Origin of the sequence: Aeromicrobium sp. 50.2.37, from assembly GCF_024655735.1 — a bacterium.
Lineage (GTDB): Bacteria > Actinomycetota > Actinomycetes > Propionibacteriales > Nocardioidaceae > Aeromicrobium.
The window spans coordinates 1-26,636 of sequence record NZ_JANLGG010000032.1; the positions used below are offsets into that span (position 1 = coordinate 1).

General features: G+C 71.4%; 24 protein-coding genes. 14 read left to right on the forward strand and 10 right to left on the reverse strand.

The window, feature by feature from the left end:
* Nucleotides 1–355 precede the first annotated feature (355 nt).
* The 3 genes from NUV38_RS14875 to NUV38_RS14885 are packed head-to-tail and all read right to left on the reverse strand — an operon-like array spanning nucleotide 356 to nucleotide 3,808.
* A complete protein-coding gene (locus tag NUV38_RS14875) occupies nucleotides 356–1,102 on the reverse strand; it encodes a succinate dehydrogenase/fumarate reductase iron-sulfur subunit (protein ID WP_257729869.1) in 747 nt (248 codons plus the stop codon).
* A 13-nt stretch (nucleotides 1,103–1,115) separates the two neighbouring features.
* Nucleotides 1,116–3,092, reverse strand: a complete 1,977-nt coding sequence (locus NUV38_RS14880) for a fumarate reductase/succinate dehydrogenase flavoprotein subunit (RefSeq protein WP_257729870.1) — start codon at nucleotides 3,090–3,092, stop codon at nucleotides 1,116–1,118.
* Nucleotides 3,092–3,808 (reverse strand): succinate dehydrogenase cytochrome b subunit, encoded by a 717-nt coding sequence (locus tag NUV38_RS14885; RefSeq protein ID WP_257729871.1) that lies wholly within the window; start codon nucleotides 3,806–3,808, stop codon nucleotides 3,092–3,094. Before NUV38_RS14885 ends, NUV38_RS14880 begins: the two co-directional genes overlap by 1 nt.
* Before the next feature lie 92 nt (nucleotides 3,809–3,900).
* Between NUV38_RS14885 and NUV38_RS14890 the strand changes: the two genes are divergently transcribed.
* Nucleotides 3,901–4,794 (forward strand): LysR family transcriptional regulator, encoded by an 894-nt coding sequence (locus NUV38_RS14890; RefSeq protein ID WP_257729872.1) that lies wholly within the window; start codon nucleotides 3,901–3,903, stop codon nucleotides 4,792–4,794.
* Nucleotides 4,795–4,818: 24 nt separating this feature from the next.
* Here the strand turns inward: NUV38_RS14890 and NUV38_RS14895 are convergent, their stop codons facing one another.
* Complete coding sequence (locus NUV38_RS14895) at nucleotides 4,819–5,367, reverse strand: 2'-5' RNA ligase family protein (RefSeq protein ID WP_257729873.1); 549 nt, start codon at nucleotides 5,365–5,367, stop codon at nucleotides 4,819–4,821.
* Nucleotides 5,360–6,382: a tryptophan--tRNA ligase gene (gene trpS, locus NUV38_RS14900; protein WP_257729874.1), complete on the reverse strand. Its 1,023-nt coding sequence runs from the start codon at nucleotides 6,380–6,382 to the stop codon at nucleotides 5,360–5,362. Before trpS ends, NUV38_RS14895 begins: the two co-directional genes overlap by 8 nt.
* Nucleotides 6,383–6,425: 43 nt before the next feature.
* Here trpS and galK point away from each other — a divergent pair, with 43 nt between their 5' ends.
* Genes galK through purU form a run of 5 tightly spaced genes read left to right on the forward strand, consistent with a single transcriptional unit; the run spans nucleotide 6,426 to nucleotide 12,075 of the window.
* Nucleotides 6,426–7,547 carry a galactokinase gene (gene galK / locus NUV38_RS14905; protein ID WP_257729875.1) on the forward strand — a complete coding sequence of 374 codons (1,122 nt, stop codon included), beginning with the start codon at nucleotides 6,426–6,428 and terminating at the stop codon, nucleotides 7,545–7,547.
* A gap of 47 nt (nucleotides 7,548–7,594) precedes the next feature.
* Complete coding sequence (locus NUV38_RS14910) at nucleotides 7,595–8,440, forward strand: prephenate dehydratase (protein WP_257729876.1); 846 nt, start codon at nucleotides 7,595–7,597, stop codon at nucleotides 8,438–8,440.
* Between the two features lie 13 nt (nucleotides 8,441–8,453).
* Complete coding sequence (locus NUV38_RS14915; RefSeq protein WP_257729877.1) at nucleotides 8,454–9,596, forward strand: GNAT family N-acetyltransferase; 1,143 nt, start codon at nucleotides 8,454–8,456, stop codon at nucleotides 9,594–9,596.
* Nucleotides 9,597–9,650: 54 nt separating this feature from the next.
* On the forward strand, nucleotides 9,651–11,186 hold the full coding sequence (locus NUV38_RS14920; protein WP_257729878.1) for a DHA2 family efflux MFS transporter permease subunit: 1,536 nt from the start codon (nucleotides 9,651–9,653) through the stop codon (nucleotides 11,184–11,186).
* 10 nt (nucleotides 11,187–11,196) lie between these two features.
* Complete coding sequence (purU, locus tag NUV38_RS14925) at nucleotides 11,197–12,075, forward strand: formyltetrahydrofolate deformylase (RefSeq protein ID WP_257729879.1); 879 nt, start codon at nucleotides 11,197–11,199, stop codon at nucleotides 12,073–12,075.
* A gap of 12 nt (nucleotides 12,076–12,087) precedes the next feature.
* Here purU and NUV38_RS14930 read toward each other — a convergent pair whose 3' ends face one another.
* On the reverse strand, nucleotides 12,088–12,975 hold the full coding sequence (locus NUV38_RS14930; protein ID WP_257729880.1) for a hypothetical protein: 888 nt from the start codon (nucleotides 12,973–12,975) through the stop codon (nucleotides 12,088–12,090).
* Nucleotides 12,976–13,324: 349 nt separating this feature from the next.
* On the opposite strand from NUV38_RS14930, the gene NUV38_RS14935 reads away from it, so the two are divergent.
* Genes NUV38_RS14935 through NUV38_RS14950 form a run of 4 tightly spaced genes read left to right on the forward strand, consistent with a single transcriptional unit; the run spans nucleotide 13,325 to nucleotide 17,105 of the window.
* On the forward strand, nucleotides 13,325–14,407 hold the full coding sequence (locus NUV38_RS14935) for a sulfate ABC transporter substrate-binding protein (protein ID WP_257729881.1): 1,083 nt from the start codon (nucleotides 13,325–13,327) through the stop codon (nucleotides 14,405–14,407).
* A gap of 27 nt (nucleotides 14,408–14,434) precedes the next feature.
* Complete coding sequence (gene cysT, locus NUV38_RS14940) at nucleotides 14,435–15,289, forward strand: sulfate ABC transporter permease subunit CysT (protein WP_257729882.1); 855 nt, start codon at nucleotides 14,435–14,437, stop codon at nucleotides 15,287–15,289.
* The gene (locus NUV38_RS14945; RefSeq protein ID WP_257729883.1) at nucleotides 15,282–16,112 is read left to right on the forward strand and encodes a sulfate ABC transporter permease; all 831 of its coding nucleotides are present in this window, start codon (nucleotides 15,282–15,284) and stop codon (nucleotides 16,110–16,112) included. Before cysT ends, NUV38_RS14945 begins: the two co-directional genes overlap by 8 nt.
* A 36-nt stretch (nucleotides 16,113–16,148) precedes the next feature.
* Nucleotides 16,149–17,105, forward strand: a complete 957-nt coding sequence (locus tag NUV38_RS14950) for a sulfate/molybdate ABC transporter ATP-binding protein (protein ID WP_257729884.1) — start codon at nucleotides 16,149–16,151, stop codon at nucleotides 17,103–17,105.
* Here NUV38_RS14950 and NUV38_RS14955 read toward each other — a convergent pair.
* Nucleotides 17,102–18,283 carry an MFS transporter gene (locus tag NUV38_RS14955; RefSeq protein WP_257729885.1) on the reverse strand — a complete coding sequence of 394 codons (1,182 nt, stop codon included), beginning with the start codon at nucleotides 18,281–18,283 and terminating at the stop codon, nucleotides 17,102–17,104. The two genes, NUV38_RS14950 and NUV38_RS14955, sit on opposite strands and share 4 nt — an antisense overlap.
* A 23-nt stretch (nucleotides 18,284–18,306) precedes the next feature.
* Between NUV38_RS14955 and NUV38_RS14960 the strand changes: the two genes are divergently transcribed.
* Nucleotides 18,307–18,864: a TetR/AcrR family transcriptional regulator gene (locus NUV38_RS14960; RefSeq protein ID WP_257729886.1), complete on the forward strand. Its 558-nt coding sequence runs from the start codon at nucleotides 18,307–18,309 to the stop codon at nucleotides 18,862–18,864.
* A gap of 3 nt (nucleotides 18,865–18,867) precedes the next feature.
* Here NUV38_RS14960 and NUV38_RS14965 read toward each other — a convergent pair whose 3' ends face one another.
* Both NUV38_RS14965 and NUV38_RS14970 read right to left on the reverse strand, forming a co-directional pair.
* Complete coding sequence (locus NUV38_RS14965; RefSeq protein WP_257729887.1) at nucleotides 18,868–20,109, reverse strand: MFS transporter; 1,242 nt, start codon at nucleotides 20,107–20,109, stop codon at nucleotides 18,868–18,870.
* 75 nt (nucleotides 20,110–20,184) lie between these two features.
* Nucleotides 20,185–20,793: a TetR/AcrR family transcriptional regulator gene (locus NUV38_RS14970; RefSeq protein WP_257729888.1), complete on the reverse strand. Its 609-nt coding sequence runs from the start codon at nucleotides 20,791–20,793 to the stop codon at nucleotides 20,185–20,187.
* Nucleotides 20,794–20,922: 129 nt separating this feature from the next.
* On the opposite strand from NUV38_RS14970, the gene NUV38_RS14975 reads away from it, so the two are divergent.
* From NUV38_RS14975 to NUV38_RS14985, 3 genes are read left to right on the forward strand one after another with little or no spacing between them, the layout of a single operon-like run.
* Entirely contained in the window at nucleotides 20,923–21,717 is a 795-nt protein-coding gene (locus tag NUV38_RS14975) for an SDR family NAD(P)-dependent oxidoreductase (RefSeq protein ID WP_257729889.1), read from the forward strand.
* Between the two features lies 1 nt (nucleotide 21,718).
* Complete coding sequence (locus NUV38_RS14980; RefSeq protein ID WP_257729890.1) at nucleotides 21,719–22,849, forward strand: DUF5938 domain-containing protein; 1,131 nt, start codon at nucleotides 21,719–21,721, stop codon at nucleotides 22,847–22,849.
* Between the two features lies 1 nt (nucleotide 22,850).
* Nucleotides 22,851–24,386, forward strand: a complete 1,536-nt coding sequence (locus NUV38_RS14985) for a long-chain fatty acid--CoA ligase (RefSeq protein ID WP_257729891.1) — start codon at nucleotides 22,851–22,853, stop codon at nucleotides 24,384–24,386.
* Here the strand turns inward: NUV38_RS14985 and NUV38_RS14990 are convergent.
* Entirely contained in the window at nucleotides 24,383–26,608 is a 2,226-nt protein-coding gene (locus tag NUV38_RS14990) for an NADP-dependent isocitrate dehydrogenase (protein WP_257729892.1), read from the reverse strand. The two genes, NUV38_RS14985 and NUV38_RS14990, sit on opposite strands and share 4 nt — an antisense overlap.
* Between the last annotated feature and the right edge of the window lie 28 nt (nucleotides 26,609–26,636).

Here is a 26,636-nt window from a genome sequence, read left to right on the forward strand (position 1 = left end):
AGCCACCTATCAGCGCCCCGGGACACGTGGGGCGGGGGATCCTCACCGTCAGGGGCCCCCGGGGGGTGGAGGATCCACCGATGGCAGGGAACAGCCCGGACGACAGCCCGCAGGGTCGGCCGAGCCGCTGGGAGTCGCCCGGTCGAGGCCCTTTCGGAGCCCGACCCCGGCGCCGGCCGAGCAGGCGCAGCCCCGACGCGAGCACCACCGCCACCGACGCAGCCCCGACCCGAGCACCATCGCGGCGACGCGGCCCCCACCCCACGACGACCGCACGACGCAGCCCCGCCTCCACCACGCACGACCGCCCGCCACCGAAACGGTGACGGGCGGTCGGGTCGGCGCTGGAGCGTGCTCAGGCCTTGCCGGCGGCGAGGGCGCCGAGGAGGTCGCGGTTCAGCCGCGAGATGACGTCGAGCGGGATGCCCTTGGGGCAGGCCGCCGTGCACTCACCGATGTTGGTGCAGGAGCCGAAGCCCTCGGCGTCGTGCTGGGCGACCATGTCGACCACGCGGGACTCGCGCTCGGGCTGACCCTGCGGGAGCAGGCCGAGGTGGGTCACCTTGGCCGCGGTGAACAGCATCGCCGAGCCGTTCGGGCAGGCCGCCACGCAGGCGCCGCAGCCGATGCAGGTGGCCGCCGCGAACGCGTGGTCGGCGTCCTCCTTCGGCACGGGGAGGTTGTTGGCCTCCGGGGCCGAGCCGGTGTTGACGCTGATGTAGCCGCCGGCCTGGATGATCCGGTCGAAGGCCCCGCGGTCGACGACGAGGTCCTTCACGATCGGGAACGCGCCCGCCCGCCACGGCTCGATGTCGATGACGTCGCCGTCCTTGAACGAGCGCATGTGCAGCTGGCACGTGGTCGTGACCTCGGGACCGTGCGCGATGCCGTTGATGACCACGCCGCACGATCCGCAGATGCCCTCGCGGCAGTCGTGGTCGAAGGCGACCGGCTCCTCGCCGGCGAGCGTCAGCTGCTCGTTGAGCACGTCGAGCATCTCGAGGAACGACATGTCCTCGGAGACGTCGTCGAGCCCGTAGCCGACCATCTGGCCCTTCGTCTCGGCGTTCTTCTGACGCCAGACGTTGACGGTGATCTTCACTTGCAGCTCCCGTTCACTTGTAGGACCGAGCCTTCATCTCGACGTACTCGTACTCGAGGGGTTCCTTGTGCAGGATCGGCTTCTGGCCGCCCTCGGCACCGTTGAACTCCCACGCCGCCACGTAGGCGAACTGGTCGTCGTGGCGCAGGGCCTCGCCGTCCTCGGTCTGGCTCTCGGCGCGGAAGTGGCCGCCGCACGACTCCTCGCGGTTCAGCGCGTCGATGCACATCAGCTCTCCGAGCTCGAAGAAGTCGACGACCCGGCCGGCGCGCTCGAGCGTCTGGTTGAGCTCCTCGGCCTCGCCGGTGACCTTCACGTTCTTCCAGAAGTCGTCGCGCAGCTCGCGGATGAGGCCGATCGCCTTGATCAGGCCCTCCTCGCTGCGCTCCATGCCGCAGTACTCCCACATGATGTGGCCCAGCTCCTTGTGGTAGCTGTCCACGGTGCGGTTGCCGTCGACGGCCAGCAGTGCGGAGATGCGCTCCTCGACGGCTGCGCGTGCCTCGGTGACGGCCGGGTGGTCGTCGCCCACGGGCTCGAACGGGCCGTCCGCGAGGTAGTTCGCGATCGTGGTCGGCAGCACGAAGTAGCCGTCGGCCAGGCCCTGCATCAGCGCGGAGGCACCGAGTCGGTTGGCGCCCTGGTCGGAGAAGTTCGCCTCGCCGGTGACGAAGAGGCCCTCGAGGTTGCTCTGCAGGTCGTAGTCGACCCACAGCCCGCCCATGACGTAGTGCACGGCCGGGTAGATGCGCATCGGCTCGTTGTACGGGTCCTCGCCGGTGATCCGGGCGTACATGTCGAACAGGTTCCCGTACTTGGCCTCGACCGCCGGGCGGCCCATGCGCTCGATCGCGTCGGCGAAGTCGAGGTAGACCCCGAGACCCCCGGGACCCACGCCCTTGCCGTCGTCGCACTGGTACTTGGCGGCGCGCGAGGCGATGTCGCGCGGGACCAGGTTGCCGAACGCCGGGTAGATGCGCTCCAGGTAGTAGTCGCGCTCGTCCTCGGGGATGTCGCGCGGGTGGCGGTCGTCGCCGGCCTTCTTGGGCACCCAGATGCGGCCGTCGTTGCGCAGCGACTCGCTCATCAGCGTGAGCTTGGACTGGTAGTCGCCCGAGACGGGGATGCAGGTCGGGTGGATCTGCGTGTAGCAGGGGTTGCCGAAGTAGGCGCCGCGACGGTGCGCGCGCCAGGTGGCGGTCACGTTGCAGCCCATGGCGTTCGTCGACAGGAAGTAGACGTTGCCGTAGCCGCCGCTCGCCAGCACGACGGCGTCGGCGGTGTGCGACTCGATCTCGCCGGTCACCATGTCGCGGACGATGACGCCGCGCGCCTTGCCGTCGACCATGACGAGGTCGAGCATCTCGTGGCGGGTGTGCACGTCGACCGTGCCGGCGGCGACCTGGCGCTCGAGCGCCTGGTAGGCGCCGATCAGCAGCTGCTGGCCGGTCTGGCCGCGGGCGTAGAACGTGCGGGAGACCTGCACGCCGCCGAAGGAACGGTTGTCGAGCAGGCCGCCGTACTCACGCGCGAACGGCACGCCCTGCGCCACGCACTGGTCGATGATGTTCACCGACACCTGCGCGAGGCGGTAGGAGTTGGACTCGCGCGAGCGGAAGTCGCCGCCCTTGACCGTGTCGTAGAACAGCCGGTACACCGAGTCGCCGTCGTTGCGGTAGTTCTTCGCGGCGTTGATGCCGCCCTGGGCGGCGATCGAGTGGGCGCGACGCGGGCTGTCCTGGTAGCAGAAGCTCGTGACGTGGTAGCCGGCCTCGCCGAGGGTGGCCGCGGCGGACGCGCCGGCCAGGCCGGTGCCCACGACGATGACCTTGATCTTGCGTCGGTTCGCGGCGTTGACCAGCTTGGCGTCGAACTGACGCTGCTCCCAGCGACGCTCGATGGGGCCGCTCGGTGCCTTGGCGTCGGCGATGGGGTCGCCGTGCTCGATGAACTGCTCGGCCGCCCCGGTGGGGGTGAAGGTGTCGGTCATCAGGAACCAGCTCCGAAGAAGAAGATCGCGAACGGGACGACGAGGAAGCCGCCGGCGATGACCACCGACAGCACCCAGGACGCGATGGTGATCGTCGAGTCCTTGCGGGTGCTGCTGCGGTTTTGGCCGAGCGTGGTGAGCGCGCTCCAGAAGCCGTGCCACAGGTGGAAGCCGACCGCGACCAGGCCGATCGTGTACAGCAGCACGACCCACCAGATCTCGAAGCCGTTGACCACGCGCTCGTACTTGCTGTCGGACGCGCCGCCCGGGGACAGCCAGTTCGGCAACATCTGCGCGAGGTGGCCGATGATGAACAGCAGCAGGATCACACCGCCCCAGCGCATCGTGAACGTGGCGTAGGAGCGCTGGATGCCCGTGCGGTTCTGCTTGGAGTGGTAGCGCGTCGTGCCGGTGTAGCCGGCCGCGACCTTGTTGCGCCGCCACAGCGTGATCGCGCAGTACACGTGCGCGACGAGCGCGACGAGCAGCACGACCCGCAGGATCCACAGCGCCCCGCCGTGCGGCAGGTAGGGGTAGAAGATGTTCTCCAGGCCCTCGAGGTAGGAGTCGAAGTACTCCTTGCCCTGGAAGAACTTCAGGTTGCCGTACATGTGGACGAGCAGGTAGCCGAGCATGATCAGCCCGGACACGGCCATCGTGTACTTCAGCACGACGGTCGACCTGCGCGCCGACGCGCGAGTCAGAGTAGTGGCCACGCACGCACCGTAACCCTGAAGCCCACCTGAGCGCTAAGTCATGATGAGGGCAACCTTCATAGCCTCCGGCTATCGGCAGGTAGGCTCGGCCCGTGCAGTTCCAGCAGCTCTCCTACTTCGTCGCCGTGGCGCGCACGCGCAACTTCACGCGCGCGGCCGAGCTGGTCGGCGTGGCGCAGCCCAGCCTCTCCAAGCAGGTCCGCGTCCTGGAGAACTCCCTGGGCACACCCCTGTTCGTCCGCCAGACCGGCGGCATCGAGCTCACCAGCGCCGGCGAGGCACTCCTGCCCCACGCCGAGCGGATCCTCATCGACGTCGAGTCGGCACAGCGTGCGGTGCACGAGGTCGCCGGCCTGCGGCGCGGACGGGTGCGGCTCGGCGCCACGCCATCGATCTGCGACGGGCTCCTGCCGGAGGTCCTCACCCGGTTCCACGAGACCCACCCGCTCATCGAGCTCGAGGTCCACGAGGGCGGTTCGCGGGTCCTCACGCACGAGCTGGCCCAGGGGCGGCTCGACCTCGCCCTGCTCATCACGCCGCTGTCCGAGACCCGACCCGACATCGAGACGGTGCCCCTGCGGCGCGACCGGCTCGTGCTCGCCGCGCCGTCCGACGACACCGCGGACGACGCGCTCCCGTCCACGGTCGACGTCGCGGCCCTGCGGGACCTGCCCCTCGTCATGTTCAGGACCGGCTACGACCTGCGCGAGACGACGCTGACGGCGTGCGCGCAGGCCGGCTTCTCCCCGCACATCTCCGTCGAGGGTGGCGAGATGCTGTCGGTCCTGCGGTTCGTGGAGTCCGGTCTCGGCTACGCCGTCGTCCCCGAGATGGTGCTGGCCAACCGACCGGGCCTGCGGCCTGTGGCGCTGCGCAACCCCTCCCTGTCGCGCCAGATCGCCCTGGCCCATCGTCGCGACACCCTCCAGCTCGCCGCGCTGGCCTTCCACGACGAGCTGCTGCTCTCGCTGCAGCAACCCGGCTGACGCTCGTCCGACGACGGGCGGCGGTCAGTCCCGCGAGCCGGTGAGCGGGAAGGACAGGTACGTCGACCACCCCGCGTCCGGCTCGTGGAGGTACAGCGCGATCTCGCCCACCGTGAAGGTGCAGGCGAAGTCCTCGAGCGTGGCGTAGGCACGGTCGAGCGCCGCGTCGTCGAGGTGGTGGGCGACCGTGACGTGAGGGTGGTACGGGAACTCCGGCTCCGGCGCCGCGAGGGCCTCGCGCAGCTTCGCGACCAGCAGCTCGGCCTCGGAGATGCCTCGGCTGACTGCCACGAAGACCACGGGCGAGACCGGTCGGAAGGTGCCCGTGCCCTTGAGGTCGACGTCGAAGGGGGCCGTACGGGCGGCCACCTCGGTGAGCCGTTCGGCGAGTCGGTCGAGCTCGTCACCGGCCACGACGTCGGGCGGCAGCAGCGTGATGTGGCTCGGGATCTGTTCCGCGAGCGGATCGCCGAACGCGGCCCGGTGCGCGCGCAGCTCCTCGCCGTGCGGCTCCGGGACCGAGATCGCGACCCCGAACGTGCGCGACGCGCCCGACTCGCCCCGCTCAGGCACCGCGGACGAGCCCGACCTTGTCGTACACGTCGGCCACCACGGGGCCGGCCACCTCGCGCGCACGCGCCGCACCGCGGGCGAGCACCCGGTCCAGCTCCGCCGGGTCGTCCAGGTAGGCCCGCGTGCGCTCGCCGAAGCCGGCCACGAAGTCGGCCACCACGTCCGCCAGGGCCACCTTGAGGTGCCCGTACTGGCGACCCTCGAACTCGGCGACGAGGTCGTCGACCGACACGCCGGTCACGGCCGAGTACAGGGTGAGCAGGTTGGACACGCCGGGCTTGCCCTCGGGGTCGAACCGGATCTCGTCCCCGGAGTCGGTGACGGCCGAGCGGATCTTCTTCGCCGCCTTCTTCGGGTCGTCGAGCAGGTCGACGATCCCGTTGGGCGAGGAGCCGGACTTGCTCATCTTCGCGGCGGGGTCCTGCAGGTCGCCGATCTTGGCGGCGTCCTTGAGGATGTACGGCTCGGGCTGGCGGAAGGTCTCGCCGTAGTGGTGGTTGAACCGCTGCGCGAGGTTGCGGGAGAGCTCCAGGTGCTGGCGCTGGTCCTCCCCCACCGGCACGTGGTGCGGGTTGTAGAGCAGGATGTCGGCCGCCTGCAGGATCGGGTAGGTGAACAGCCCGACGCTGGACTTGTCGGTGCCACCCTTGGCGCTCTTGTCCTTGAACTGGGTCATGCGACCGGCCTCGCCGAAGCCCGTGAGGCAGTTGAACACCCAGGCCAGCTGCGTGTGCTCGGGCACGTGGCTCTGGCAGAACAGCGCCGACCGCTCGGGGTCGACGCCGGCCGCGAGGAGCTGCGCCGCCGACGCGTGGGTCCGCGCCCTCAGGGCTGACGGGTCCGGCTGCACCGTGAGCGCGTGGAGGTCGGCGATGAAGTAGAAGGCGTCGTGGTCGTCCTGCAGGCCCACCCACTGGCGGATCGCCCCGAGGTAGTTCCCGAAGTGGAACGACTCGGCCGTCGGCTGGATGCCGGACAGCGAGCGGGGACGGGTGCTGCTGGACATGCTGTGCATTCTGCCAGTGAGGTTCTGCCGGTCAGGTCCTAGGCTCGGGCGCGTGGACGACGTACGCACGTGGCAGGTTCCGGGTCGGGTCAACCTCATCGGGGAGCACCTCGACTACAACGGGGGCCCGTCGGTCCCGTTCGCGATCGACCGCTTCCTCACCCTGAAGGTGCGCCGCCGTGACGACGACGCGGTCAACGTGTGGAGCACCCTGCCCGACGGTCGCCGCGAGCGCGCGGCGTTCACGGTCGACGTCGCACCGGGCGACGGCGCCGTCGCGGCGGACGGGTGGGCCGCCTATCCCGCGGGCGCGGTGTGGGCGCTGCGCTCCCGGGGCTCGCTGCCCGGCTGCGACCTGGTGCTCGAGTCGTCGCTGCCCCTCGGTGCCGGTCTCTCGTCGTCGGCCGCGCTCACCGTGGGGGTCGTGTCCGCCCTCGCCGACCTGGCCGGCCTCGACCTGGCCCCGCTCGCGGCGGCCCGCCTCGCCCAGCGCGCCGAGAACGACTTCGTGGGGGCGCCGACCGGCCTCATGGACCAGCTGGCCGTCACGTTCGGTCGTGAGGGCCAGGCCGTCGTCACCGACCCGCTCGGCGACGCCGAGCCCGAGCGCGTTCCCTTCGACGTGGCTGCGGCCGACCTCTCGCTGCTGGTCATCTCCACGGGCGTGGATCACTCGCACGTGGCCGCCTCCGGAGGTGGTGGGTACGCCGAGCGGCGCGCCCAGTGCGAGGAGGCCGCGTCGGCCCTGGGCCTCGACCACCTCGCGAAGGCCGGGCTCGACGCGCTCGTCCGGCTCGACGACCCCGTGCTCCGGCGTCGCACGCAGCACGTCTTCACCGAGACGGCTCGCGTCAAGGCCGCACTACGCACGCTGCGCGAGCAGGACTGGGAGCAGCTCGGGACCGTCCTCACCGCCTCGCACGCCTCCCTGCGCGACGACTTCGAGGTCAGCTGCGCCGAGCTGGATGTCGCGGTCGAGTCCGCCCTGGAGGCCGGCGCCCTCGGCGCCCGCATGACCGGCGGGGGGTTCGGCGGCTCGGCCATCGCCCTGGTCCCGCAGGCCAAGGCGGGTCCGGTGCGCGAGCTCGTGGAGCAGCGCTACGACGCCCTCGGCTGGAAGGCGCCCGAGGTCTTCGCGGTCCGAGCCGCCGACGGGGTCCACCGCACCGCCTGAGGTCCCTCCGGGCCGAGCGAGCCCGCACGTGGTGGAACACTGTCGGGGTGACCGTCCGCCGCATCGCGTACCAGGGGGAACCCGGCGCGAACTCCCACATCGTCTGCCAGCAGCACCACCCCGACGCCGAGGCCGTGGCCTGCGCCTCGTTCGAGGACGTGTTCGCGGCCGTCACCGGTGGTGACGCCGACCTCGCGATGATCCCGATCGACAACTCGATCGCGGGCCGGGTGGCCGACATCCACCACTTCCTACCGACGTCGGGCCTGCACATCGTCGGCGAGCACTTCCTGCGGATCCAGTTCATGGTCATGGGCGTCCCCGGCACCACCCTCGAGACCGTGCGCACGGTCCACAGCCACGTGCACGCCCTCGGACAGTGCCGCAAGATCATCCAGCAGCACGGCTGGACGCCACTCGTCTCCGGCGACACCGCCGGCGCGGCACGCGAGATCGCCGAGGCCCACGACGTCACCCAGGCGGCGATCGCCCCGCCGCTCGCCGCGCAGATCTACGGACTCGAGATCCTGGCCCGCGACGTCGAGGACGAGGACCACAACACGACCCGCTTCGTGGAGCTCTCGCGGGAGCCCGCCGTCCCCGCCCCCGGCGGGGCCCCGGTCGTCACCACGTTCATCTTCAACGTGCGCAACCTGCCCGCGGCCCTCTACAAGGCCCTGGGCGGTTTCGCCACGAACGGCGTGAACATGACCAAGCTGGAGAGCTACATGGTGGGCGGCGAGTTCACCGCCACCCAGTTCCTCGCCGAGGTCGACGGCCACCCGGAGGACCCGCACGTGGCGCGCGCCCTCGAGGAGCTCACCTTCTTCACCACCGAGACCCGCGTGCTCGGCGTCTACCCGGCCGACCCGTTCCGGGCCGAGTCCGTCTGAGCACGACCGACCGATGGACTCCCTGAGCTGGCCGCTGTCCGTGCCCGTCCTCTCCGACGGCGTGGTGACCCTGCGCGCCGCGACGCCCGCCGACGTCGCGCCGATGCACGAGATGACGCAGGACCCCGACATGCAGCGCTGGACCGCGGTCCCGGTGCCCAACACGCTCGAGATGAGCGAGGCGTTCGCGCTGCAGATCGGCGCCGAGGCGTGGGACCAGGGCACGGCGCGGATGTGGGTGGTCGAGGCCGCCGACGACTCCGGACGGGCCCGGTTCGCCGGCAACGTCGACGTCCGGGGCGGGCCGGTCGCCGACCTCGGCTTCAGCCTGCACCCCTGGGCGCGCGGACGGGGCCTGATGGCCCGGGCCGTGCGCCTCGCCGTCGACCACGTGTTCACCGAGGGCGCGGTGGAGTCGGTCCACTGGCGGGCCCACGTCGGCAACGAGGCCTCCCTGCGGGTGGCGCACGCCTGCGGCTTCCAGCTCGTCGGCCCCTCGCCCGCGCTGCTGCACGAGCGGGGTCGCACCATCGACGCCTGGACGGCGGTGCTGCGCTTCGGCGACGCCCCCGTGCCACGAGGGCGCTGGCTCGACGCCCCCGTGATCGAGACGGACCGATTGCGGCTGCGACCCTTCGCGGAGTCCGACGCCGCCCGGGTGGCCGAGGCGTGCGGCGACGAGACCACGGGCCACTGGTTGAACACCCTGCCGCGCCCCTACACGCTCGACGTCGCGCGCGCGTACCTGGCCGACTGCACCTGGCAGGCGGCCACCGGGTCCAAGCTCACCTGGGCCGTGGCCGACCGCGAGACCGACGCGCTCGTCGCGAACCTCGCCCTCATGCACCTCGACGGACCCAACCCCGGGACGGCCGAGGTCGGCTACTGGGCCCACCCCGACGCGCGGGGTCGCGGCCTGATGACCGAGGCGGTCCGCGCGGCCGTGCGCCACGCCCTCACCGACGACGGACCCGGCCACGAGCCGCTCGGCCTGCACCGGCTCAGCCTGCGAGCAGCAGCCGGCAACGTAGCCAGCAACCGGGTGGCCGAGCGGGCGGGCTTCCGGCGCATCGGCGTCGAGCGCGAGGCCGAGCTGCTCGGTGACGGCTCGGTCGACGACCTGGTCTCCTACGACCTCCTGCGCGACGAGGTCTGAGACCTTCGCCACGAGCCGGCGGTTTCGTCGGCGTCGACCTGCACACTTGGTTGCGTGACCCAACCGACACGCTCCCCCGCCGACGCCGCGACCTCCCCCTGGCCGGCGCTGTGGGCCATGGTCATCGGGTTCTTCATGATCCTCGTCGACAACACGATCGTCTCGGTCGCGACGCCGGCGATCATCGAGGACCTGAAGACCGACTACAACAGCGGCATCTGGGTCACGAGCGCGTACCTGCTGGCCTACGCCGTGCCGCTGCTCGTCACCGGACGGCTCGGCGACCGGTTCGGGCCCAAGCGGGTCTACCTCGTCGGACTCGCGATCTTCACGCTCGCCTCGCTCTGGTGCGGCCTCACCGACTCGATCGGCGGGCTCATCGCCGCGCGCGTCGTGCAGGGCATCGGCGCGTCGCTCATCACGCCGCAGACCATGTCGGTCATCACCCGCACCTTCCCCGCCGCCAAGCGCGGCAGCGCCATGGCGCTGTGGGGAGCGACCGCGGGCGTCGCGACGCTGGTCGGCCCGATCCTCGGCGGCGTGCTCGTCGACGCGGCCGGCTGGGAGTGGATCTTCTTCGTCAACGTGCCGGTCGGGATCGTGGGGTTCGTGCTCGCGGTGCGGCTCGTGCCCACCCTCGAGACGCACGCGCACAGCTTCGACTGGCTGGGCGTGGCCCTGAGCGCGGCCGGCATGTTCCTGCTCGTGTTCGGGATCCAGGAGGGCGAGCGGTACGACTGGGGCACCATCGCCGGTCCGGTCAGCGTGCCGCTGCTCATCGGCGTCGGCGTCCTCGTCCTCGGGCTCTTCGTGGTCTGGCAGAGCCGGGTGCGCACCGAGCCGCTCGTGCCGCTCTCGCTCTTCCGCGACCGCAACTTCTCCGTCGGCAACCTCGGCATCGCCATGGTGTCGCTCGCGATCACCGCGATGAGCCTGCCGTTCATGTTCTACGCCCAGGGCGCACGCGGCTGGAGCCCCACGGAGTCGGCCCTGTTCCTCACCCCCATGGCCGGCGTGCTGATCGTGCTGTCGCCGATCGTGGGCCGACTCTCCGACCGCGTGCACCCGCGCCTGCTCACCCTCGTCGGGTTCGGCACGGCGGCGGTCGCCATGCGGTGGCTCGGCTCGCTCGTCGACCCGTCCACACCGGGCTGGCAGCTGTTGCTGCCGATGGCCCTGTTCGGCGTCTCCAACGCCTTCCTCTGGGCTCCGCTCAGCGCCACCGCGACCCGCAACCTCCCCCTGGCCTCCGCCGGCGCGGGCGCGGGCGTCTACAACACGACCCGACAGGTGGCCGCCGCGCTCGGCAGCGCGGCGGTGGCCGCACTGATCGGTGCGCGGCTGTCGGCCAACGGTCTCGACGGCGACGCCGCGGCGTTCCAGTCGGCGGGCGGCGGGGCGATGCCGGCGCAGGTCGCCGACGCGTTCTCGCGTGCCATGTCCGAGGCGTTCTGGCTGCCCACCATCGCGTTCGTCGTCGGGCTCGTGGTCGTGCTCTTCTTCGAGAGGCCGCGGCACCAGGGGGCCGCGCCGGAGGCTGCTGCGAGCGCTCGGGCGACCGCGGAGCCGGCGACGCCGCCCGCTGCCTAGACTGCGGCAGGTGACCAGCACCCACGTCCTGACGCTGTCGTGCCCGGACCGCCCCGGACTCGTCTTCGCCGTCACCCGGTGGATCCACGAGACCGGCGGCAACATCCTGGACTCCCAGCAGTACACGGACCCCAGCGACGACCCCGCTGACGGCACCCGGGCGAACGGCGAGTTCTTCCTCCGCCTGCACGTCGACTTCGGCCCCGGCCGCGACGCCGGCGCGCTCACGGAGGGCTTCGCCCCCGTCGCGGCCGAGCTGGCGATGGACTTCCGCCTGGTCGAGGCCGAGCGCCCCGCCCGCACGCTGGTGCTCGTGTCCAAGGAGGGGCACTGCCTCAACGACCTGCTCTACCGGCAGAGCTCGGGCGGCCTGAACATCGAGGTCCCGGCCGTGGTGTCCAACCACCGCGACCTCGAGCGGCTGGCCTCGTCCTACGACGTGCCGTTCCACCACCTGCCCGTCACCCGCGAGACCAAGCCCGACGTCGAGGCCCGCGTGCTGGAGCTGGTCGAGGAGCTCGACATCGACCTCGTGGTGCTCGCGCGCTACATGCAGATCCTCAGCGACGACCTCTGCCGCGCGCTCGCCGGTCGGGCGATCAACATCCACCACAGCTTCCTGCCGAGCTTCAAGGGCGCCCGGCCCTACCACCAGGCCCACGACCGCGGGGTCAAGCTCATCGGCGCCACCGCGCACTACGTGACGGCCGACCTCGACGAGGGGCCGATCATCGAGCAGGGCGTCCAGCGGGTGGACCACCGGATGAGCCCGTCGGACCTCGCCCGCGTGGGCCGCGACGTCGAGGCCCAGACGCTCTCGAGAGCCGTGCGCCTGCACGCCGAGTCGCGGGTGCTGATGAACGGGCCCCGCACCGTCGTCTTCGCCTGACGGCCGGGCGGGTCACCACTCCCATCGGGCGGTGCACAGCCCGGGACCGAAGTCCGTCTGGCGGTGCAGCAGCCCGGTGGCTCCCGCGAGCGACACGGGCCACTCGTGGCCGAGCCCGGACTCCTGGAAGCCGACCCAGCACCTGCTGGGCAGCTGGTCGGGGTGGAAGCGCACCCACACCATGCACTGCTCGAGGCGCTGCTCGGCCACCGCACCCCACTCCGAGTCGAGAGCCGAGTCGTCCGTGACCGGGCACATGACGATCTCGGTCACCACCGACTCCCCCAGCGCGAGGGGTCGGTCGAACCTCAGGCGTGCGGCGCTGATCCCGTCGATGATGTCGACGACGCCGTCGACGGAGCAGCCCGAGACGGCGCGGATGACGGTGTCCGTGGCGAAGTCGGTCAGTCCCTCGAACTCCGTGCTGCCCGTGCCGACGCCAGGTGCCACGAACATGGTGACGCCGGCAGCACCGTCGACGGCCGCCACGAAGACCTGCGTCACCCGGACCTGGCTGATCCGACGATCGGCATCGACGTCCACGACCAGGTCGAAGGCGATGCGGTCCACCTCGTCCTCACCGACCAGACCACGGTCCCTGCCGACCTGCCGGGCCAGGCCCACCAGGTCGTCGAACGGCGCCGGTCCGGTCCGCCCACGGCGACGCAGGTGTGAGGACAGCGCTCCCTGGTGGAGCCCGAGCAGCTCCTCGATGACGACGAGCGCCTCCAGCGAGATCTCCCTCTGTGGCTCCCGCTGGCCGGAGCGCCAGTACGACAGGGACGCCAGCGACACCGCGTGCCCCCGGTCGGCCAGGCGTGACCTGAGCCAGGACAGACCGACCCCGCGCGCGTCGAGCGCGTCGCTGAAGGCGTCGGCGAAACGCCGGCTCTCGGTCATGCAGGGATCGTGGCACGTGCAGCGCCGAGTGTCCGACGGATGGCCCGATGGCGCCGGCTCGCACATGAGGCGAGATTCACATGCAATCTTCACACCGTTGGGAGCGCTGTGTGAAGCGCGGAGTCCTAGGCTTGGTTCCAAGAGCCGCGGTTCCGTTGCATCCAGGGGGTGACGGGCCGCGGTTCTCGTTCGTCGCAGCACCACCCGTCCGCATCGCACCGGACCTGGCAAACGTCTCACTCATCGGCCACGAGGTCCGGATGCTGAGACCTCGCATCCCGGACCGGAATCCTCCCTACGGTCGTCCCGACGCACGCCCCACGCAGACGTGCCCGACCCGAGGACGACCATGACGACCTTCCCCCGCCGACGACTCACCGCCACCGCGCTCGCCGCGGCCGCCGCACTGGCGCTGACGGCGTGCGGCTCCGGCGGCAGTGGGAACGAGGAGACGGTCCGCATCGTCGGCTTCGCCGTGCCCGAGGCAGCGAACAAGGCGATCGCCGAGGCGTTCGAGGAGACCCCCGAGGGCAGGGACGTGCGCTTCACGACCTCCTACGGCGCATCCGGCGACCAGAGCCGCGCGGTCGTCGACGGCCTGAAGGCCGACTACGTGCACCTGTCCGTCGCCACCGACGTCGAACGGCTCGTGGACGCCGGTCTGGTCGAGGACACCTGGGACGACGGCCCCAACCAGGGCATCGTGTCGACCTCCGTCGTGGTGCTGGGCGTCCGTGAGGACAACCCGAAGAACATCCAGGGCTGGGACGACCTCGTGAAGCCCGGCGTCGAGATCGTGACCGCCAACCCCGCGTCGTCCGGCGCGGCCCGCTGGAACGCCCTCGCCGCCTGGGGCAGCGTCACCGAGAACGGTGGCAGCAAGGCCGAGGCCACCCAGTTCGTCGACGACCTCTTCGCCAACGTCGTCTCGCTCACCAACAGCGGCCGCGACGCGACGCAGAGCTTCCTCGGCGGGACGGGCGACGTGTTGCTCGCGTACGAGAACGAGGCGATCCTGGCCGCGCAGAACGGCCAAGGCTTCGACTACGTCGTCCCGGACACGACGCTGCTCATCGAGAACCCAGGCGCGATCCTCACCGAGCACACGCCGGCGGCCGAGCCGTGGCTCGACTTCGTGCTGGGCGAGACCGGCCAGCGCGAGTTCGCGCTCAAGGGCTTCCGTCCGCTGAACCTCGAGGAGCCCGGCACCGCCGACCTCGCGTCGGTGGGGCTCGAGGCCTCCGACATCAAGGGCGCCTCCGACTCCGCCGACCCGTTCCCGGCCGTGAAGAACCTCCTGACGCTCACCAACAACTTCGGCGGCCCGGGCTGGGGCGGCGTGAAGGACGAGCTGTTCGGCGAGGGCAAGGACGGCGCCCCCATCGGCATCGTGACCGAGGCGATCACGAAGTCCGGCAAGGCCTCCCAGTAACCGACGAAGGACACGGACCACTCCCCCATGAGCAGCACCATCAGCCCCGCGCCCCCGACGGGCCGGCCGGATCGCTTCCGGCCGGCCCTGCCGGGCACCCTCACGCGCACGTCGGGCCTCGGCCTCGGCATCGCGATGCTGTGGTTCAGCCTGCTCGTGCTCATCCCGCTGTGTGCCGTGGTGGTCACGGCCTCCGAGGGTGGCTGGTCGAACTTCTGGCGAGCGATCTCCAACGAGCAGACCCGGGCCGCGATCGCGATCACGCTCCAGGCCGCCGCGGCCGTCACGCTCGTGAACGTGGTCGTCGGCACGATCATCGCCTGGGTCCTGGTGCGAGACCGGTTCCCCGGCAAGGCCGCCCTGGAGGTGGTCATCGACATCCCCTTCGCGCTGCCGACCATCGTCGCCGGCCTGGTGCTCCTCTCGCTGTACGGCAACGACGAGAGCCCCCTGGGCATCAACGTCGCCAACAGCGGCGCCTCGGTGTACCTCGCCTTCCTCTTCGTCACCCTCCCGTTCGTCGTCCGCATGGTGCAGCCGGTGCTCGAGGAGCTCGACCCCGAGGTCGAGGAGGCTGCCGCCTCGTTGGGCGCGAGTCGGTTCACCACCTTCCGCCGGGTGATCCTGCCGGGCCTCGCGCCGGCCATCGCTGCGGGCGCTGCCCTGTCCTTCGCCCGTGGCGTCGGCGAGTACGGCTCCCTCGTGCTGCTCTCGGGCAACCTGCCCTTCACGTCGGAGGTCGCGTCGGTCCGGATCCTGGGCGCCGTCGAGAACGACAACCCGGCGGCCGCCGCCTCCATCGCGACGCTGCTCCTGCTCGTCTCGCTGCTGACGATCGTCGCGCTCGACCTGCTGCAGAGGAGGATCAGCGACCGTGGCTGACGCACGCCTCACCCGACACCCGCGCGGCCCGGTCACGTACCTGCTGCGCGTCGTCGCCATCGTCTACCTGGGCCTGCTCGTGGTGTGGCCCGTCGCGCTCGTGGTGACCAACACGTTCGCCAACGGCCTCGACTCGCTGCGCGGCCTGTTCGAGGACCCCGACATGGTGGCCGCCCTCCAGCTGACCGCCGTGGCAGCCCTGTGCGCCACGGCCCTCAACCTCGTGTTCGGCGTCGGCATCTCGATGCTGCTCGTGCGCACCGAGTTCCCGGGCAAGCGCCTGCTGAGCGCCGTGCTCGACCTGCCGCTGTCCGTCTCGCCCATCGTCGTGGGCCTGGCGCTCGTGCTCGTGTACGGCGGCCGCGACGGCTGGTTCGGGCCCACGCTCGAGGGCTGGGGCATCCAGATCATCTTCTCCACCCCCGGCATCGTGCTGGCGACCGCGTTCGTGGCGCTGCCGCTCGTGATCCGCGAGGTCGTGCCGGTGCTCCGCGAGATCGGCACCGAGCAGGAGCAGGCCGCCAGGAGCCTCGGCGCCAACGCCTGGCAGACGTTCTGGCGGATCACCCTGCCGGGCATCCGCTGGGCGGTCGTCTACGGCGTGGTGCTCACCCTCGCCCGCTCGCTCGGCGAGTTCGGAGCGGTCAAGGTCGTCTCCGGCAACATCCTCGGAGAGACGCGCACGGCCACGCTCGCGGTCGAGGAGAAGTACCTCAACTTCGACGCCGAGGGCGCCTACGCGATCGCGTTCCTGCTCGCCAGCGTGTCCGTCGTGTGCATCGTCGTCGTCCAGGTCCTGCGCTCGCGCGCCGAGCGCCACTAGTCCTCCATCCAGTCCCCAGACCCGGGAGAAGCACCCATGAGCATCGACGTCGCAGGCGTCAGCAAGAGGTTCGGCGACTTCGTCGCGCTCGACGACGTCGACCTCGCCATCCCCACGGGACAGCTGACCGCGCTGCTCGGTCCGAGCGGCGGGGGCAAGACCACGCTGCTGCGCATCATCGCCGGCCTGGAGTCGGCCGACTCCGGGTCGGTCGAGATCGAAGGGGTGAACGCCACGGCTCTGCCGGTGCAGAAGCGCAACGTCGGCTTCGTCTTCCAGCACTATGCGGCCTTCAAGCACCTCAGCGTCCGTCGCAACGTGGCCTTCGGTCTCGAGATCCGCAAGCGGCCGAAGGACGAGATCGACGCCAAGGTCGACGAGCTGCTGCAGCTCGTGCACCTGGAGCAGTTCGCCGACCGCCGACCGGCCCAGCTGTCGGGAGGCCAGCGCCAGCGCATGGCCCTGGCCCGCGCCCTGGCCATCCAGCCGTCGGTGCTGCTGCTCGACGAGCCGTTCGGCGCGCTCGACGCCAAGGTGCGCAAGGAGCTGCGCGACTGGCTCCGACGCCTGCACGACGAGATGCACGTGACCACGGTCTTCGTGACCCACGACCAGGAGGAGGCGCTCGAGGTCGCTGACTCCATCGTCGTCATCAACGAGGGCCGCATCGAGCAGATCGGCACGCCCGACGACCTCTACGACAAGCCGGCCAGCGACTTCGTGCTGTCCTTCCTCGGTCCCGTCACCACCCTGGGCGACCACCTCGTGCGTCCGCACGACATCGAGATCTCGCGGTACGAGCAGGCCGCGACCGCGGTCGGCACGATCACCCGGTGGACGCGCATCGGCTTCGAGGTGCGTCTCGAGGTCACGCCGGAGGACGCGCGACACCCCGCACCGATCCTGGTCACCCTCACCCGGTCCGACGCGAACGCCCTGGGTCTGCACCAGGGCGACCGCGTGTGGCTCCGCCCGCGGCCCGGCTCCCTCTAGCGCACCGAGGGCGCGGTGCTCGACCGCTGCTCCGGCGTGGCCCGCCGGGCACGGACCGCCACCAGGCCGCCCACCGCACAGACCCCCGCGGCGGCGAGGAACGCCGCGGCGTACCCCGCGACCGGGACGAGCGCGCCGACCACCGTGGAGCCGACGGCCTGTCCCAGGACGAGCACCACGAACAGCAGGGCCGTGCCCGATGCACCACGGGCCTCGTCGATCTCGATCGTCCAGACGATGAGCGCTCCCGACGCGGCCACGAATCCCCACCCGAACGCGGCGCACGCCGCCAGAGCGACCGGCGTGACGGCGGGCAGGACCGCGAGCGCGGCCGTCGCGAGAGCCACGACTCCCGCCGTGAGGACCCACGACGCCTGCGGTCCGATCCGCTCCATCCTCCGGCTCGAGACCACCACGAGCGTGCCACCGACGCCCACGGCCACCCAGGCGACCACGGACGCCGTGCGACCGGTCCCCGCATCGACGAGCATGGCCCTCCCGTAGCTCCAGACGGCTGCCGAGCCCGCCCCCAGCAGCAGGGCCGCCGCGACCACCCGGGTGTGGGCGACCCACCAGGTCGCCGGCATCACCCCGCTCGCCGGGCCCTGCGACGTCCGGTCAACGGTCCTGGCCGACGCGAGCACGACGCCGGCCACGAGCACCGTGAAGAGACCCGACCACGCCCATGCAGCACGCCAGTCCGGCAGGAGCAGCAGGGCCAGTGCTCCGGCCGCCACGAGGCCCGGGCCCGTGCCGGAGTTCACGGCGGCCTGGGCGGCAGGACGCGCACGGGTGGACGGGTCCTGCTGGAGCAGCGCGACCATGGCCGGCGAGGTGAGGCCCGCCCCCGCCGACGCCAGGACGGCGAGGAGCGCGAACGTCGGCACGTCGGGCGCCAGTGCCATGCCGACCGCACCGCCACCGGCGGTGGCCGCCGCCGCGACGACGAGCGCGCGGGCGTGCCTCGCGGCGAGGAGGAGCCCCGCGAGCGCCCCGAGGCAGTAGACGACCGAGGCCCCGCTGGAGACGAGGCCGGCGGTGGCGACCCCGAGGCCGAGATCGGCCTGGACGTCGGGCAGGTACAGCCCGGACGCCAGGCGGACCAGCCCGTAGGTGGCCGCCACCAGACCCAGACCGGAGGGGACGAGAAGGACCGATAACGAAAACGTACGTTTCACTTTGCTGAGTCTAGGCTGACCCCATGCCCCTGCGCACCTCCACGGAGACCCGGCTGCTCGACGCCGCCGACGAGCTGTTCTTCCGGGACGGTGTCGCAGCCACCCCGATCGATGCCGTCATCGAGCGCGCCGGCGTCTCGGCCGCCACCCTCTACCGGGGCTACGCCAGCAAGGAGGCGCTCCTCGCTGCGGCGCTCGAGCGCCGGCACCGTGCCTGGCTGGAGACGTGGGACGGCGCGATCGCCGCGCACGAGACCCCCGAGGACAGGCTCCTCGCGGTGTTCGACGCCCTCGACGCGTTCCGGGCCGGGCCCCTCGGCTCGCGCTGGTGCGCCTTCCTCGGCTCGGCCGCCGAGCACGCCGACCCGCCCGCGGAGCTCGCGGAGGCACTGCGTCGCGAGACCGACGACCTGCGCGGCCGTCTCGTCGACCTGGCGCGTGTCGTCGATCCGCGGCGCGGTGACCAGCTGGGCGAGCAGCTGCTGCTGGTCGTGACAGGCGACCTCGCGATGCGGCTCCGGTCGCCCGACTGGACCACCGACGTGGCCCGCGCCACCGCCACGACCCTGGTTCGGGGCTAGGGGCTAGACGCCCGCGGGCGACGTCTCCGGTGCCGCGCCGCGGCTGCGGCGCTGGGCGACCAGGCCCACCACGAAGATCAGCAGACCGGCGATCGCCAGACCCGCCCCGACGAGGCTCGGGGCCCGGTAGCCGTAGCCGGCGGCGATGACCACGCCACCGAGCCAGGCCCCCAGGCCGTTGGCGATGTTCAGCGCGGAGTGGTTCAGGGCGGCACCCAGCATCTGCGCGTCACCCGCGGCGTCCATGAGCCGGATCTGCAGGCCGATCGCCACGAGGCTGCCGAGCGCACCGATCGCGAAGATCCCGAGCGCAGCCCAGACGGCCATGCCGGCGGTTTGGTGGAAGACCACGAGCACGACGACCGTCGCGATGAACCCGCCGATCACGAGCCGGGGCACGTCCCAGTCGGCGAGGGGCCCGGCGAGCCAGGAGCCGAGCACCGAGCCGACGCCGAACGCCAGCAGGAACCACGGGATCGTCGCGTCGGCGAGCCCCGTGACGTCGGTGACGATCGGGGCCACGTAGCTGTACATGGCGAACAGCCCGCCGAAGCCGACCATGCCGGCCGTGACGGCGAACAGCACCTGGGGCCGCTTGAGGGCCGACAGCTCGCCCCTCATGCTGGCCGTGCGGTCACCCGGCTGGTGCGGCACGAACAGCAGCATCATCGCGGCCGCGAGGACGGCGAGGACGACGACCGCCCAGTAGGCGGCCCGCCACCCGAGCTGCTGCCCGAGCCACGTGGCCGCGGGGACGCCCGCGACCGTCGCGACGGACAGGCCGAGCATGACCCGGCTGACCGCACGCCCGCGTCGGTGCGCCGGCACGAGCGAGGCGGCGAGCAGCGAGGCCACGCCGAAGTACGCGCCGTGCGGGAGCCCCGCGAGGAACCGGGCGGCGAGGACGGGCACGTAGCCGCTCGCCAGCGCCGTGACGGCGTTGCCCACGCCGAGCGCCAGGATGAGCCCCACGGCGAGCTCGCGGCGCGGGAGACGCGCACCGAGCGCCACGATGATCGGAGCCCCCACGACCACGCCGAAGGCGTAGGCCGTGATCACGTGCCCGGTGGTCGGGATCGACTCGTCGATGCCGACGGCGATCTCCTTGAGCAGGCCCATCGTCACGAACTCCGTCGTGCCGATCGCGAACCCGCCGAGCGCGAGCGCGACGATCGCCGCCCCGACGTGCGTGGCACGGGGCGACGGGGAAGCGGTCTCGGGAGCGAGGTCGACGGAGGAGGTCACGCAGGTAGACAAGCACGCCCGCCCGGCGTGTTGTTCCCGGTGTGGGCGAGGTCATGGGCACCGAGGTGCCCCGGACTACCTCACGAGCCTGGTCAGGAGCACGCCCACACGCTCTCCCAGCACTGCCGCAGCCTGCCGGGCCGCGTCCTCGCCTCCGGCCGCGGCGACGAGCGCCTGCTCGAAGAGACCGTCGACCGCGGCATAGGCGGTGGCCTCGTCGACGAGGGGCTCGCCCGCCCCGAGCTCGGCGGCACGCGAGACGATGCGCCCGACCATGGCCTGCAGGAGCTGGTCGATGTCGCGCACGTCGTCGCGCAGCGCCGGCTCGAACATGCTCTGCGTGCGGAGGTCGTACCAGAGCCGGTGCAGCGCGGCGTCCTCGAGGAGCGTGCGACTCATGATCGCCACGACCTCGTCGACGAGCCCCGTGGACGTCGTGGCCGAGGCGACCGCGTCGTCGTAGCGGCGCGAGCAGATCGTCTTGTAGTGACGCACGCAGAACGTGATGAGCTCGATCTTGTCGTGGAAGTAGTAGTGCACGACGCCGTGACTGAAGGGTGAGTTGGCGGCGATCTCGCGCAGACCCGTGCGGGCGTACCCGAGGTCGCCGAGCGTCCTCAGGGCGGACTCCGCCAGCTCCAGCCGGCGCTGCTCGACCTTGTCCACGCGCGTCGCGACGGTCATGACTGCTCCTTCATCTCCTGGAGTGTACGCCGGGCGAGAGGTTTCTTGACGACTGTCCAGAAAAGTCTTGACAGTCGTCAAGAGGTCGACGAGTGTGTGCTGCATCACTACGCCGACCAAGGAGCAGACATGACGACAATCGACCTCACCGGGCGCACCTGCCTGGTGACCGGAGGCGCACAGGGCCTCGGACAAGGGATGGCCCAGGCGCTCGCCGGGGCAGGGGGCCGCGTGGTGGTCGCCGACGTGCAGGTCGACGCGGGCCGCGCCACGGCCGAGGCTCTCGGTGCCGGCCACGGCTTCGTCGAGCTCGACGTCACCGACGAGCACGCCTGGGAGTCGGCGGTCGCCACCGTCGTCCGCGACCACGGTGGGCTCGACGTGTTGGTCAACAACGCCGGGATCGAGATCACCAGCCTGGTGACGGAGCTGGACCCCGCCGACGTCCGCAGGATGCTCGACGTCAACGTGCTGGGCACCCTCCTCGGCGTGAAGCACGGCCTCAGGGCCATGGGTCCGCAGGGCGCGGCAGGGCGCGGCGGCTCGATCATCAACGTCTCGTCGGTCGCTGCGACGATCGCCTTCCCGGGCATCGCCGGCTACTCGGCCACCAAGTCCGCGGTCGACCGCCTGACCCGCGTGGCAGCCATGGAGGCCGGCAAGCTCGGGCTCGGCGTCCGCGTCAACTGCATCTACCCCGGCCTCGTGCCCACGGCGATGGGTGCGGGCCTGGCGAACGACGTCGCCGCGCTGGGGCTCTTCGAGTCCCCCGACGCCGCCGTCGCCGCCGTGGTCGACCTGACCCCGGCAGGCCGCCTGGGCGAGGTGGCCGACATGGCCGACGCCGTGGTCTTCCTGGCCTCGGACGCAGCACGGTTCATCACGGGTGCGGGTCTGCCCGTCGACGGCGGAATGGGGATGTGACATGACGACGAAGCCTGTGGTGGTCTACGGGGCGTCCGGCTACACCGGACGGCTGGTCTGCGAGTACCTGCGCGAGTACGGCGTGCCCTTCGTGGCCGCCGGACGGAGCGAGGAGACGCTGCGCTCGTCGATGGAGTCCCACGTCGCCGGCATCGAGACGGCCGACTACGAGGTGGTCGAGGTCGAGCACGACGTCACCTCCCTCACCCGGCTCTTCGAAGGGGCCCAGGTCGTGCTCAACACGGTGGGTCCGTTCAGCGAGCTCGGCCCCGCGGTGGTCGAGGCCTGCCTGGCCGCCGGCACCCACTACACCGACACGACGGGTGAGCAGGACTGGCTCATCACCTGCGACGAGACCTACGGCGCCGACTTCGCGGCCGCCGGGCTGCTGCTCTCCCCCGGTCTGGCCCAGATGTACACGACCGGCGAGATCGCGGCCCAGCTCTGCCTGGAGACGCCCGGCCTCGACACGCTCGACATCGCGGTGTTCTGGGGCGGCAGCCCGACGATCGCGTCGACACGCACGATCCTGGTGAACGCCGCGACCTCGGCCGCGCACTACCTGGAGCAGAACGCCTACGTGCCCTTCGACCCCGCCCAGGGGCTGGTCCCGCTCGTCGTCCCCGGACAGCACGAGCTCGCACAGTCACTCCCGTGGGGCGGCACCTCGCACCCCGTGTGGTTCAGGCGCGACCCCCGCGTGGCCAGCTGCAAGGCCCAGGGCGGCGTGTTCAACGCCGCGCTCATGCACGGGGTGCCGCAGATCGTCGCAGGTGCGCTCGAGGCGACGAAGGACATGGACCCGCAGGAGCGGGACGCCGCGCTCACCGCCACGGCACGCCAGGTCATGGACACGATGCCTCCCCGCGAGAACCCCCGGTTGAACAAGTCGTTGGACTCCGTGCACGCGTCCGGCCCTCTCGGCCGCGCACACTGCGTGATCCACGGCAACAGCAACTACAAGCAGACCGGGCTCCTCCAGGCCTACGCGGCCTACTCGCTGCTGCAGACCCCGCCGCGCCGCGTCGGCTTTGCGAGCGGGTGCCAGGCGTTCGGGCACCGCGAGCTCCTGGGCGTCCTGCGCTCGTTCGGTCTCGTCGCCGCGCCGCAGCTCACGGTGCAGGAGAACTGACGTGCGCCTGGTCGACCACCTCGACAAGGGGATCTCCATCGCGGCCGACCAGGCGTGCCTCACGACCGAGGAGGGGTCGCTGACCTACCGCCAGGTCGGCGACCTCTCCGGTCGGATCGCCTCGGCGCTCGCCGCCGTGGGCGTACGACCCGGGTCGAAGGTGGCCATCCTGTCCGCCAACGACCCGGTCGCCTTCACCTGCGTCTTCGGGATCAGTCGCGCCGGGGCGGTGTGGTGCCCGATCAACCCGCGCAACGAGGCCGCCGAGAACCAGGAGGTGCTCGACCGGTTCGACTGCGAGGTGCTCATCTACCAGGAGACCTTCGGCACGCTCGTCGACGCCATCGCACCGGACCTGCCCGGGCTGCAGACCCGGGTGTGTCTCGACGGCCCCCGCGCGGACGACCTCGGCTGGGACGAGTTCCTCGCCCGAGGCGACGGTCCCGTCGACCGGCACGCCCCGGACGACCTCGCCATGATCGTCGGCACGGGTGGGACCACCGGTCGACCGAAGGGGGTCATGCTCACCCACCAGAACCTCGAGACCATGACAGCCCTGACCCTCATGGGGTACCCCTTCGGCGAGCGCCCCGTCTACCTCGCCGTCGCACCACTCACGCACGCCGCGGGGGTCCTGTGCTTCCCGGTGATCGTCCAGGGCGGCGAGATCGTCATCATGCGCTCGCCCGACGTCGGCGCGATCCTGGAGGTGGTGCCACGGCACCGGGTGACGCACCTGTTCCTCCCGCCGACGCTGATCTACATGCTGCTGGACCAGCCGGGGCTCGACGCCGCCGACCTGAGCTCGCTGCGCTGCTTCTGGTACGGCGCCGCACCCATGTCGGTGGCCCGGCTCGTCGAGGCGCTCGACCGCATCGGACCGGTGATGGCCCAGCTGTTCGGCCAGACCGAGGCGCCGATGATGATCACGATGCTGCCCCCCGACGAGCACGTCGACGCCTCGGGCCGACCGATCGAGTCCCGGCTCTCCTCGGCCGGGCGGGCGGCACCCCTCGTCACCGTGGCGGTCATGGACGAGAACGGCGCGCTGCTCCCGGCCGGCGAGCGCGGGGAGATCGTCGTGCGGTCCTCCCTCGTCATGGCCGGCTACTACCGCGACCCGGACGCCACCGCCGAGGCGTCCGCGCACGGGTGGCACCACACCGGCGACATCGGCTACCTCGACCCCGAGCGCTACCTGCACATCGTCGACCGCGCGAAGGACATGATCATCACCGGCGGCTTCAACGTCTACTCCGCAGAGGTCGAGCAGGCGCTCATGCGCCACCCGGACGTGCAGGACTGCGCCGTGGTCGGCCGCCCCGACGACCGCTGGGGCGAGCGGGTGGTGGCGGTGGTGCAGCCGCGCCAGGGCCGGACGATCGACCCCGACGCGCTCGTCGCGTTCGCCAAGGGAGCCATCGGCAGCGTCAAGGCACCGAAGGAGGTCCACGTGTGGGCGGACCTCCCTCGGTCCAAGGTCGGCAAGGTGCTCAAGCCGGAGATCACGTCCCGGCTGTCACCCGATGCTCGCTAGACGTCGCGACGCCAGAGGTCGCCCAGCACCTCGGTGAAGGTGGTGGACGGACGCATCACGGCCGTGGCCTTCTCGTCCGAGGGCCGGAAGTAGCCGCCGATGTCGGCCGGGGAGCCCTGCACCGCGAGCAGCTCGTCGACGATGGTCTGCTCGTTGCTGCGCAGCGCACCGGCGACGTCGGCGAACGCGGACGCCAGCTCGGCGTCCTCGGTCTGCTTCGCCAGCTCCTCGGCCCAGTAGAGCGCGAGGTAGAAGTGGCTGCCGCGGTTGTCGATCGTGCCGAGCTTGCGGCCGGGCGAGCGGTTCTCGTCGAGGAACGTGCCCGTGGCGCGGTCGAGGGTGTCGGCCAGCACCTGGGCGCGCGCGTTGCCGGCCGTGGTGGCCAGGTGCTCGAAGCTGGCCGCCAGGGCGAAGAACTCACCGAGGCTGTCCCAGCGCAGGTAGTTCTCCTTGACGAGCTGCTGCACGTGCTTGGGGGCGGAGCCGCCGGCACCGGTCTCGAACAGTCCGCCGCCGTTGATGAGCGGCACGACCGACAGCATCTTGGCGCTCGTGCCGAGCTCCAGGATCGGGAACAGGTCGGTGTTGTAGTCGCGCAGCACGTTGCCCGTGACGCTGATCGTGTCCTCGCCGCGACGGATGCGCTCCACCGAGTAGGTGGTCGCCTCCGTCGGCGCCATGATCTCGATCGTCAGGCCGTCGGTGTCGAGCGACGGCAGGTAGTCGTTGACCTTGGCGATGAGGTTGGCGTCGTGCGCCCGGCTCTCGTCGAGCCAGAACACCGCCGGGGCGCCGGTGGCGCGGGCGCGAGTGACGGCGAGCTCGATCCAGTTGCGGATCGGCACGTCCTTCGTCTGGCAGGCGCGCCAGATGTCGTGCGGCTCCACGTCGTGCTCGATGAGCACGGTGCCCGCGGCGTCGACGACCTGGACGGTGCCCGCGGTCTCGATCTCGAACGTCTTGTCGTGGCTGCCGTACTCCTCGGCCGCCTGGGCCATGAGGCCGACGTTCGGCACCGAGCCCATCGTGGTCGGGTCGTAGGCGCCGTTGGCCTTGCAGTCCTCGACGACGGCCTGGTAGATGCCGGCGTAGCTGGAGTCGGGGATGACCGCGAGCGTGTCGTGCTCTCCGCCGTCGGCGCCCCACATGTGGCCTGACGTGCGGATCATGGCCGGCATCGACGCATCGACGATGACGTCGCTCGGCACGTGCAGGTTGGTGATGCCCTTGTCGGAGTCGACGTAGGCCAGGCGCGGACCCTCGGCCAGGCGCTGCTCGAACGCCGCCTTGACCTCCGCGCCGTTGTCGAGCGCGTCGAGGCCGGACAGGATGCCGCCCAGGCCGTCGTTGGCGCTGAGGCCGGCGGCTGCGAGGTCGTCGCCGTACTGCGCGAAGACGTCCGCGAAGTACGCCCGCACGACGTGCCCGAAGATGATCGGGTCCGAGACCTTCATCATCGTGGCCTTGAGGTGCACCGAGAAGAGGACGTCGAGGTCCTGGGCGCGCTGCACCTGCTCGGCGAGGAACGCGTCGAGCGCCGCGGCCCGCATGACGGTGGCGTCGACGACCTCGCCGGCCAGCACGGGCAGGGAGTCCTTGAGCACGGTCACGGTGCCGTCGGTGGCGACGTGCTGGATCGTCAGCGTGTCGTCGGACCCGAGGACCACCGACTTCTCGTTCGAGCGGAAGTCGTCGGCGCCCATCGTGGCCACCTCCGTCTTGGAGTCGCTGCTCCACGCGCCCATCGAGTGCGGGTTCTTGCGGGCGTAGGCCTTGACCGACGCGGGGGCGCGGCGGTCGGAGTTGCCCTCGCGCAGGACCGGGTTGACGGCGCTGCCCTTGACCCTGTCGTAGCGGGCCTTGGCGTCCTTCTCGGCGTCGCTCGACGGGTTGTCGGGGTAGGCCGGCAGGTCGAAGCCCTGCTCCTGGAGCTCCTTGATCGCGGCCTTGAGCTGCGGGATCGAGGCGCTGATGTTGGGCAGCTTGATGATGTTCGCCTCGGGCGTCTTGGCGAGCGCTCCGAGCTCGGCGAGCGCGTCGTCGACCTGCTGGTCGGCGGGCAGCAGGTCGGCGAAGACCGCCAGGATGCGCCCGGACAGGGAGATGTCGCGCGTCTCCACGTCGACGCCGGCCGTCGAGGCGTAGGCCTCGATGACGGGCAGGAACGAGTAGGTCGCCAGCAGCGGGGCCTCGTCGGTGTGCGTGTAGATGATCTTGGCCATCGCGGGCCACTCCTCGGGGTCGGCCGAA